The organism is Myxococcus vastator, from assembly GCF_010894475.1.
GTDB classification, from domain to species: Bacteria; Myxococcota; Myxococcia; order Myxococcales; family Myxococcaceae; genus Myxococcus; species Myxococcus vastator.
This window is the reverse complement of record NZ_JAAIYB010000340.1, coordinates 1-9,289: the sequence shown is the minus strand read 5'-3', so window position 1 is coordinate 9,289 and position 9,289 is coordinate 1. Positions and strand designations below refer to the sequence as shown.

The following is a 9,289-nucleotide window of genomic DNA, read 5'->3' as shown; positions in this document are numbered from 1 at the left end:
TCACAGGGGCACCTCGGGGGCCAGGCAGCCTCGGAGGAAGTCCTCCAGGGCCACGGTGGGGACGCGGGCGTGCAGCACCTCGCGCTCATGGAACACGGCGGACAATTCTTCTTCGAGCGACACGTCGGCGCGCAGCCGCGGGCGCGTCCGGTCCGTGAGCAGCCGCTCACGGTAGGTGTCGAAACACACGGGGACGACCAGGGTGAAGTGTCCGGTCAGTGCGTCCGGGTGGTGGGACAGGAAGCCGCCTCCCACGGCCACCAGCGCTCCGGCCGGCAGGTCCAGCAGGGCCTGGCGTTCGGCGGTCCGGAACGCCTGCGGCGCTTCGGCCACCCACCTGCGCAGCGGGCGGCCGTGGAGGCGCTCCAGGTGCGCGTCCAGGTCCAGCCCGGGCCGCGCGAGCATGCGGGCCACCATGGGCAACAGGCGCGACTTGCCCGCGCTCCGGTGGCCGGCGAGCACCACCGTCTGTCCGGAGACGGGGAATGGGGAGGGGCCCGGGCGGGCTACCGCCACCCTCAGTCCCGGCGCGAGCCGGGGATCCACCGAGGCGAGAATCTGTTCGACGAGGTGCCGCCGCTCCTCAGCGGACGGTGCCGACATAGATGTAGGCGGTGCCGAACGTGAGCGCATGCGCGGACTTTGCCGCGTAGGCCCCGGACTGGTCCATCAACTCCAGGAACTTGTCGCCCGCCGGGAAGGCGGCGGACGTCTTGGGCAGGTACTGGTACGCGGCGCGGTTGCCCGTCAGCAGCCCACCGACGGCGGGCATCACCGTCTTGCTGTAGAAGCGGAACAGGGCCCCGAAGGCCCCCGTGGGCTGGCCGAACTCCAGCACCACCACGTGACCACCGGGCCGGACCACCCGCGCCATCTCCTTCAAGCACTTCACCGGGTCATCCACGTTGCGGATGCCAAAGGAGATGGAGGCCACGTCGAAGCTGTCCGCCGCGAAGGGCAGGTCCATCGCGTCGGCCACCTGGAAGTCCACCTGGAGGCCCGCCTTCTCCGCCTTGGCGGGGGCGCTCTCCAGCATCTCCGGGCAGAAGTCCGTGCCCACGACGCGGCCGGAGGCTCCCACCTTGCGCTTGAAGGCCAGGGCCAGGTCGCCGGTGCCCGAAGCGCAGTCGAGGACGCGGTCTCCCTCCTTCGCGGTGCTGAGCCGGACGGCCTTCCGGCGCCACAGCCGGTGGATGCCGAACGAGAGGACCTCATTCGTCACGTCGTACTTCGTGGCGATGGAAGAGAACATCTCACGGACTTCAGTACTCATCGCGCCCTCACGACCTGGGCCGGGCTCTCCGGCCGCCAAAGGTGTCGGTCCACCGCGTCTAGCACGGCTGGCAGCCGCCGCATCAACGTCTCGAAGCCTTCGGGCGTCAGGGCCTGGTGCCCATCGCACATGGCCAGCTCGGGCTTCGGGTGGACTTCAATCAACAATCCGTCCGCCCCCGCGGCCGCGGCCGCCAGCGACATGGGGAGGATGAGCGCCGGGTCCCCCGTCGCATGGGACGGGTCGACGATGACGGGCAGGTGGGAGCGCTGCTTCGCCCAGGCCACCGCCGCCAGGTCCAGGGTGTTGCGCAGCTCCGTCTCGAAGGTGCGGATGCCGCGCTCGCACAACATCACCTGCTCGTTGCCGCCGTCGAGGATGTACTCGGCCGCCAGCAGCCATTCCTGCAACGTGGCCGACAGGCCTCGTTTGAGCAGCACGGGCTTGCGCACCTTCCCCAGCGCCCGCAGCAGCGAGTAGTTCTGCATGTTGCGCGCACCCACCTGGAGGATGTCCGTGGACGCCTCCATGAGGGGAATCTGCGCCGACTCCATCACCTCGCTGATGATGGGCATGCCGTGGCGCCGCCCGGCCTCTGCCAGGACGTGCAGGCCCGGCTCGCCCATGCCCTGAAACGCGTAGGGGCTGGTGCGAGGCTTGAATACGCCGCCGCGCAGGACATGGGCGCCCGCGGCGGCCACCACCGAGGCCGCGTGCTGCACCTGCTCCGCGCCTTCCACCGCGCAGGGGCCGGCCATGACGACGAACCCGGGGCCGCCGACTTCCACGGGCCCCACTCGCACGCGCGTGCCTTCGGGCCGCTCCGCGCGCAGCACCCGCAGCGCGCCCGGGGCCCGCCCGGACCCGGCTGGTTCGTCTGGCCGCTTGCCTCCCACGGACCCTCCCCTTCATGGAGTTCAAGAGGTTTTGAACTCCTTGGTGCATGTATAGCCGAGATGGCTTAGAAGACAACCGAAGGTGATTGCGCCGCAATCGCCGATGAGGAACGCTGATGAAGACGCTCAATCCCGTTGAGAGCCAGCGCTGGGTGGCAGGAATGACGCCCCTCGCGGTGGTGGATCCGCTCGCGGGTGCGGACGTCCTGGGCGTTCCGACCGTCTATTGGGAGCGTCCGCTGGCGCAGGAAGCGGCGGCGGGGTGGGGCGAGGCGGCGGTGGTGGAGGCGCAGGACGCCTCCGACGTTCCTGGTGTGCTGGCCTCGCTCGGGCGCGCGCGGGTGCGCTGGCTGGGCGAAGCCCCGGAGTCCATGCCGGGTCCCTGGTTTGGTGGCATCCGTTTTGGTGTCCCGGGCACGGTGGACACGGCGTGGGCGTCGCACGGTGTGACGCGCTGGACGCTGCCCGAGGTGCTGGTGTTCCGCACGGTGCGCGGCGTGTGCGTGGTGGCGTTCGCGCAGGAAGGCCGCGGGGGCGAGGACCTGGTGCGCTCGCGGCTGGAGCGCGTCTGTGCCTGCTTTCCGGAGGCGTACCGGCATGCGCGCGGCGAGCCCGTGGCGCTGGAGTTGCGTGCCTCGCGGCCGGACTTCGAGGCGCGGGTGCAGCGCGCGCTGGACGCGATTGCGTCCGGGCACCTCCAGAAGGTGGTGCTGGCGCGCCCGCTGGACGCGGAAGGGTCCGCGCCCTTTGACGTGGTGGACGTGCTGGCGCGGCTGCGCGAGCAGAACCCCCGCTGCGCCACCTTCCTGTTCCGCGCGCCGGACGACACGTGCTTCCTGGGCGCCACGCCGGAGACGCTGTGCCGGGTGGACGGGCAGGTGCTGGAGACGGAGGCCCTGGCGGGCACGGCCGCGCCCGGCCAGGCGGACGGCCTGCGAGGACACGACAAGGACGTGCGCGAGCACGCGTCGGTGGTGGGCTATCTCGTCGCCGCGTTGAAGCCGCTGGCGGACCAGGTGTCGTCGGACGCGGAGCCCGCGCTGCTGACCTTGAAGAACGTGGTGCACCTGCGGACGGGGTTTCGCGCCGAGCTTCGGCCCGGGGTGACGCCGGCGCAGGTGGTGGAGGCGCTGCATCCCACGCCGGCGGTGGGCGGCACGCCCCGTGAGCGCGCGCTGTCGTTCCTGGTGGAGCACGAAGGCCTGGACCGTGGCTGGTACGCGGGGCCAGTGGGCTGGGTGGGCCCTGGACGCGCGCACCTGATGGTGGCGCTGCGCTCGGCGCGCGTGAAGGGCGCGAAGGCCCGGCTGTTCGTCGGCGTGGGGCTGGTGGCTGGCTCCAACGTGGACTCGGAGTGGCGGGAGACGGAGATGAAGAGCCTGGCCATGTTGAGGGCCTTGGGAGGCGGGGATGTCGTCCGACGCTAACCTCAACGTGCTGTGGGCGCGCGCGTTGCTGGAAGAGCTCGTGCGCGGTGGGGTTCGTCACGCGGTGGTGTGCCCGGGTTCCCGGTCCTCGCCCCTGGCGCTGGCGTGCGCCGGGACGGAGGGGCTGCGCACGTGGTCCGTCATCGACGAGCGCAGCGCGGGCTTCTTCGCACTGGGGCTCGCGAAGCAGTCGCGCGCGCCGGCCGTGGTGGTGGCCACCAGCGGCACCGCGGGCGCGCACTTCTACCCGGCGGTCATCGAGGCCGCGCTGTCTCACGTGCCCCTGGTGGTGCTGACGGCGGACCGGCCCTTGGAGCTTCAGGGCTGGGGCGCGCCGCAGACGGTGCCGCAGGCGCGCTTCTTCGGAGAGCACGCCCGCTTCTACGCGGACCTCGGTCAGCCGGAGGCGCATGACGCGGCGTTGATTCACCTGCGCGCCACCGTTGCCCGCGCGGTCGTCAGCGCGTGGCGCGCCCCGCGTGGCGCCGTGCAGCTCAACGTCCCGTTCCGCGAGCCGCTGGCTCCCATCGCCGAGCCCTTCGCCGAGGCGTCCCTGAGCGCGCTCGCGAAGTCAGGGCGCGCCGGTGCGCCGCTGACGCGCATCGTCCCGCCGGAGCCGGTGCCGGACGCGGCTACCCTGGACGAGGTTCGTCGCCGGATTGCCGCGACGCCTCGCGGCGTCATCGTGTGTGGCCCGCGCGATGAAGCGGATGGCTTCGCGGCGGCCATCAGCGCGCTGTCGCAGGCCACGGGCTACCCCGTGCTGGCCGAGTCCACCTCGCAGGCGCGTTATGGCGGCGGCCCGCTCACGCTGTCCTACTACGACGCGATGTTGCGGCACGCGCCGTTCGCGAAGGCGCACCGTCCGGAGCTCGTGCTGCGCTTCGGTGGGGGGCTCACGCCGAAGGCGCCTCAGCAGTGGCTGGACGGCTCGGGCGCGGACATCGTCCTCTTCAGCGACGGGGGCGCGCTGTTCGACCCGGCGCACCGGGCGTCCACGGTGGTGGAGGGCTCGGCGGTGGCGGCCTGTGAGGCCCTGGCGCGAGGGCTCGCGCGCGGCGTGGGTCCGTGGGCGCGCGGCTTCCTGGCCGCGGAGCAGCGGGTGCGCACGGCGCTGGAGGGCGCGTTCGCGGAGCAGGCCGACATGCTCTCCGAGCCACGCATCGCTCGCGAGGTGGTGGCGGCGCTTCCCGCGGGCGCGCCGCTCTTCGTGTCCAGCAGCATGCCCATCCGCGACCTGGATGCCTTCGCGCCGGCGGGCGCGGTGCCGCTGCGGGTGCTGGCCAACCGGGGGGCGAACGGAATCGACGGCATCGTCTCCAGCGCGCTCGGCATGGCGGCGGCGGCGGGCCGACCCGCGGTGCTGCTCACGGGGGACCTGGCGTTGCTGCATGACGTGGGGGCCTTCGTCACCGCGTCGCGCACGCGGGTGCCGCTCACGGTGGTGGCGGTGAACAACGATGGCGGCGGCATCTTCTCGTTCCTCCCCATCGCCCAGGCCGCGCCTCGGGAGACGTTCGAGACGCTCTTCGGCACGCCGCACGGTGTGGACCTGTCCCACGCGGCGGCGCTGGGCGGGGCCCGGTTCCATCGGCCGGAGACGCCCGTCGCGCTCAGGTCGGCCGTGCGCGAGGGCCTGGAGGGCGGGCTTCATCTGGTGGAAGTGCGCGTGGACCGCACCGCGAATGTGGATGAGCACCGGCGGCTGTTCGCTCGAATGGCGGCCTCACTGGGAGAAGGACCATGGGCGTGAAGCTGGCTTACGAGACGTGGGGTGAGGGCTCGCGTCCGCTCGTGTTGCTGCACGGCTTCACCGGCAGCCGCAGGGCCTTCGACGGGCTGCGTCCGCTCCTGGGCCGCGACGTGCGCGCGGTGGCGGTGGACCTCCCCGGTCATGGCGCCACGCCGCTGCCGGACCAGCGGGGGCGCGAGGCCTTCGTGGAGACGGTGGACGCGCTCGTCGCGCTGGTGGACTCGCTGGGCCAGGGGCCGGTGGACCTGCTGGGCTATTCGCAAGGGGCCCGCGTGGCGCTGGCGGCGGCCGTGCGCGCGCCGGACCGCTTCGGCCGGCTCATCATGGAGAGCGGCTCACCCGGGCTGCACCGGCGCCAGGAGCGCGCGGCCCGGCGTGAGGCGGACGGACAGCTCGCGGCCTTCATCCGCTCGCGAGGCGTGGACGCCTTCGTGGACCGCTGGGAGCAACTGCCGCTGTTCGACGGCCTGCGCCAGCTTCCGCAGGAGCGCAAGGACGCGCTGCGCTCCCAGCGCCGCGCCTGCACGGCGGAGGGGCTCGCGGGCGCGCTGGAGTGCCTGGGCCTCGGTGTCCAGCCGGACTTCTGGCCCGCGCTGCACGCCCAGCGGCTGCCCACGCTGCTGCTGACGGGCGCGTCGGACGCGAAGTTCACGCAGCTTGCCCGCCGCATGGCCACGGAGCTGCCGGTGGTCTGGCGCCACGCCTTCGAGGGCTGTGGCCACGCGCCGCACCTGGAAGCGCCGGAGGCCTATGCCCGTGAGGTCCTCGGGTTCCTCCAGACGCCCTGGTACGAGTCCCCGCAGTTCGACAGTCCCGTGGCCGTGAGCGAGGGACGGGTGACGTCGTGAGCACGTCGGTTCCGGCGCCGGGCCCGCTGTCGGTGAAGCCCCGTCCCGGGGTGAAGCACTGGGTGATGGCGGCGCGTCCCAAGACGCTGACCGCGGCGCTGGTGCCGGTGTTGGTGGGCACGGGGCTCGCGTTCGGTTCGGGCGTGGGGCGCCTTTTGCCCGCGCTGGCGGCGCTGCTGGGCGCGGTGCTCATCCAGATTGGCACCAACTTCATCAACGACTACTACGACTTCAAGAAGGGCGCCGACACACACGAGCGGCTGGGCCCTCAGCGCGTGACGCAGAGCGGCCTCATCGCGCCGGGCACCGTGCTGGCGGGTGCGGGCGTGTGCTTCGCGCTGGCCACGGCGGTGGGGCTGTACCTGGTGGCGGTGGGCGGCTGGCCCATCATCGCCATTGGCCTGGCGTCGCTGCTTTGTGGCTACGCGTACACGGGCGGCCCCTTCCCCCTGGGCTACAACGGCCTGGGAGACGTGTTCGTCTTCATCTTCTTCGGCCTGGTGGCGGTGACGGGGACCTACTACGTGCAGGCGGGGACGGTGGACCCGGCGGCGTGGTGGGCGGCGGTGCCCGTGGGCGCCAGCGGCACCATGCTCATCGTCGTCAACAACCTGCGCGACGTGACGACGGACGTGAAGGCTGGAAAGCGCACCCTGGCGGTCCGCTTCGGCACGGGCGTGGGGAAGGCGGAGTACCTCCTGCTGCTGGCGCTGTCGTACGCCACGCCCTTCGCGATGTACGCGCTGAAGCTGGCCAGCCCCTGGGTGTTCCTGTCCCTGCTGAGCCTGCCCCTGGCGGTTTCCCCGCTGCAGCGGGTGCTGAAGCAGGAGGGGGCGGCGTTGAATCCGGCCCTGGGGTCCACGGCCAGACTGCAGCTCGTGTTTGGAGTGCTGTTCGCGTTGGGCCTCTACCTGCGATGATGTGAGTCCATGCGGATTGCCCAGGTTTCGCTCATTCCCCTCCGGTTGGAGCTGCGCCAGCCCCTGAAGACGTCTCACGGGGTGCACGCGGCGCGAGAAGGCTTCGTCATCCGCCTCATCGACGAGGAGGGGCGCGAAGGCCTGGGCGAGGCGATGCCGCTGCCGGCGTTCGGCACCGAGTCGCTCGAAGACTGTGGCGTGACGCTGAACGCCTGGCTGTCCGAGCTGAAGGGCCAGCTCCTGGGCGACTCGGTCCGGGCCATCGAGGACACGCTGTCGCCGTTTCCCCCCTCCGTGGCGCGAGGCGACGGCGTGCGCATCCGGGCCCGGCAGGTGACGCCAGCGGGCCCCATGCCGGCCGCGGAACACGCGCTGGAGCTGGCGCTGCTGGACCTGCTCGCGCAACGCCAGGGTGTGCCGCTGTGCTGGCTGCTGGCGGAGGAGGCTCGGACGGAAGTGGTGGTGAACGCGCTGCTGGGGGCCGACACCCCCGAGGCGCTGGCGGAAGAGGCCCTTCAGGCCGTGGCCGAGGGCTTCGGGACGTTGAAGCTGAAGGTCGCCGGCCGTCCGCTGGACGCCGACGAGGCGCGCGTGAAGGCCGTGCGCGACGCGGTGGGGCCGGACGTGAAGCTCCGCCTGGACGCGAACGGCGGCTGGTCCGAGCCCGACGCGAAGCGCGCCTTGGACCGGCTGGGCTGGTACGGCCTGGAGCTGGTGGAGCAGCCCACGCCGCCGGAGGACCTCGCGGCGCTCTGGCGCGTTCAGCGCCGCTCCCCTTGCACGGTGGCCGCGGACGAGTCCCTGGCGTCTCCCGATGCGCTCCGGGCCTTGCTGACGGTGGACCCGTTGCTGGGCGGTGGGCCGGCGGTGGGCGCGGTGGTGCTGAAGCCCATGGTGCTGGGCGGGCTGTTGCCGTGCCTCGTGGTCGCGATGCGCGCGGCGCGGCTCGGGATGCAGGCCTATGTCACCAGCTCCATGGATGGCGTGGTCGCTCGGGCCGGCGCGGCACACCTCGCGGCGGCGCTGCCCTCCGGCGCGCTGGCCTCCGGGCTCGCGGTGGGGCGCTTGCTGGCGAAGGAGCCAGAAGGACACCCGTACCATCCGCGGCGAGGCGTCATCCACCTGTCGGGCACCCCGGGGCTGGGACTGAGCTCCCAGGCCTGGGTGTGACGGCCAAAGAAGCCTCAAGGTGACGGAATGCCGGTCCTGGCGTGTCCCATTCGAGAAGGCGCCCGCGGTCATCCCGAGGCGGAGGCCCTGACGTTCGCGGGCCGCTCCTGGTCCTACTGCGCGCTGGATGCGGAAGTCGCCCGGTGGGTGGCCGCACTCGAGGCGGAGGGGGTCGGCGCGTCGGACCGGGTGGCCTTGCTGGCGACGAACCACGCGGCCTCCGTGTGCCTCTTCTGGGCGCTGGGCCGGCTGGGCGCGGTGCTGGCGCCGCTCAATGCCCGGCTCACGGCCGCGGAGCTGGCGCCCATGGTGGAGGACCTCCAGCCCCGCCTGACGCTGGCGCTGGGAACCCTGGTGGAGCGACTTCCTGGTGCGCGGCCACTCGAGTCCTTCGCGGAGGCCGCCTCCACGGGCGCTTCGACGTGTCAGCCCCTGGCGTCCTCATCGCCCCGGGTCGTGCTCTTCACCAGCGGGACGACGGGCCGGCCCAAGGGGGCCGTGCTGACGGAGGGCAACTTCCGGGCGTCTTCACGGGCGTCCGCGGCCAACCTGGGGGCCCATCCTGCCCCGCGTTGGCTGGGCACCTTGCCGCTCTTCCATGTGGGGGGCATCGCCATGCTCACCCGCACCGCCTACGAGGGGGGCTGCCTCGTCCTGCACGAGCGCTTCGACGCCGATGCGGCCAACCAGGCCATCGACGGGGAGGGCGTGTCCCATGCGAGCCTCGTCGCCACGACGCTGGAGCGGGTGCTCGACGCGCGGGGGGAGCGGCGCATGCCGAGCTCCTTCGCCCTGGCCCTGATAGGCGGAGGGCCGGTGCCCGAGCCGCTCCTCGCGCGGGCAAGCGCCGCGGGCCTGCGCGCCCTTCAGACCTACGGCCTGACGGAGGCCTGCTCACAGGTGACGACGGAGCGCCCGGATCAGGCGGACGGCCGCACCGCCGGCGTCCCGTTGCCGGGTGTCGAGCTGCGCATCGTCGGCGTGGGGGGCGAAGTCCTCGGC

The 9,289-nt window shown here is 72.5% G+C and carries 9 protein-coding genes; 6 read left to right on the top strand and 3 right to left on the bottom strand.

Features of this window, described 5'->3' with window-relative positions; translation table 11 throughout:
• From G4D87_RS27260 to aroF, 3 genes are read right to left on the bottom strand one after another with little or no spacing between them, the layout of a single operon-like run.
• Entirely contained in the window at positions 1–603 is a 603-nt protein-coding gene (locus G4D87_RS27260; protein WP_163785452.1) for a shikimate kinase, read from the bottom strand.
• Positions 584–1,273 carry a bifunctional demethylmenaquinone methyltransferase/2-methoxy-6-polyprenyl-1,4-benzoquinol methylase UbiE gene (gene ubiE / locus G4D87_RS27255; protein WP_163785450.1) on the bottom strand — a complete coding sequence of 230 codons (690 nt, stop codon included), beginning with the start codon at positions 1,271–1,273 and terminating at the stop codon, positions 584–586. The genes G4D87_RS27260 and ubiE overlap by 20 nt, the downstream gene beginning before the upstream one ends.
• Positions 1,270–2,169 (bottom strand): 3-deoxy-7-phosphoheptulonate synthase, encoded by a 900-nt coding sequence (gene aroF, locus G4D87_RS27250; protein WP_240358650.1) that lies wholly within the window; start codon positions 2,167–2,169, stop codon positions 1,270–1,272. Before aroF ends, ubiE begins: the two co-directional genes overlap by 4 nt.
• Before the next feature lie 116 nt (positions 2,170–2,285).
• On the opposite strand from aroF, the gene G4D87_RS27245 reads away from it, so the two are divergent.
• The 6 genes from G4D87_RS27245 to G4D87_RS27220 all read left to right on the top strand — a co-directional run.
• Positions 2,286–3,596, top strand: a complete 1,311-nt coding sequence (locus G4D87_RS27245; protein ID WP_163785449.1) for an isochorismate synthase — start codon at positions 2,286–2,288, stop codon at positions 3,594–3,596.
• Complete coding sequence (gene menD / locus G4D87_RS27240) at positions 3,580–5,349, top strand: 2-succinyl-5-enolpyruvyl-6-hydroxy-3-cyclohexene-1-carboxylic-acid synthase (protein ID WP_163785446.1); 1,770 nt, start codon at positions 3,580–3,582, stop codon at positions 5,347–5,349. Before G4D87_RS27245 ends, menD begins: the two co-directional genes overlap by 17 nt.
• Positions 5,340–6,197, top strand: a complete 858-nt coding sequence (menH, locus tag G4D87_RS27235) for a 2-succinyl-6-hydroxy-2,4-cyclohexadiene-1-carboxylate synthase (protein ID WP_163785444.1) — start codon at positions 5,340–5,342, stop codon at positions 6,195–6,197. The genes menD and menH overlap by 10 nt, the downstream gene beginning before the upstream one ends.
• The gene (locus tag G4D87_RS27230) at positions 6,194–7,117 is read left to right on the top strand and encodes a 1,4-dihydroxy-2-naphthoate polyprenyltransferase (protein ID WP_163785442.1); all 924 of its coding nucleotides are present in this window, start codon (positions 6,194–6,196) and stop codon (positions 7,115–7,117) included. The genes menH and G4D87_RS27230 overlap by 4 nt, the downstream gene beginning before the upstream one ends.
• A 9-nt stretch (positions 7,118–7,126) precedes the next feature.
• Positions 7,127–8,287 carry an o-succinylbenzoate synthase gene (gene menC / locus G4D87_RS27225; RefSeq protein WP_163785440.1) on the top strand — a complete coding sequence of 387 codons (1,161 nt, stop codon included), beginning with the start codon at positions 7,127–7,129 and terminating at the stop codon, positions 8,285–8,287.
• A 27-nt stretch (positions 8,288–8,314) separates the two neighbouring features.
• The coding region (locus G4D87_RS27220) for a class I adenylate-forming enzyme family protein (protein WP_163785438.1) at positions 8,315–9,289 on the top strand (975 nt) is incomplete at its 3' end.

Bases quoted from the DNA above. Each gene is read 5' to 3' on its own strand.
- G4D87_RS27260 (WP_163785452.1), bottom strand. From the start codon at position 603: ATGTCGGCACCGTCCGCTGAGGAGCGGCGGCACCTCGTCGAACAGATT.
- menH (WP_163785444.1), top strand. From the start codon at position 5,340: ATGGGCGTGAAGCTGGCTTACGAGACGTGGGGTGAGGGCTCGCGTCCG.
- menC (WP_163785440.1), top strand. From the start codon at position 7,127: ATGCGGATTGCCCAGGTTTCGCTCATTCCCCTCCGGTTGGAGCTGCGC.
- G4D87_RS27245 (WP_163785449.1), top strand. From the start codon at position 2,286: ATGAAGACGCTCAATCCCGTTGAGAGCCAGCGCTGGGTGGCAGGAATG.
- menD (WP_163785446.1), top strand. From the start codon at position 3,580: ATGTCGTCCGACGCTAACCTCAACGTGCTGTGGGCGCGCGCGTTGCTG.
- ubiE (WP_163785450.1), bottom strand. From the start codon at position 1,273: ATGAGTACTGAAGTCCGTGAGATGTTCTCTTCCATCGCCACGAAGTAC.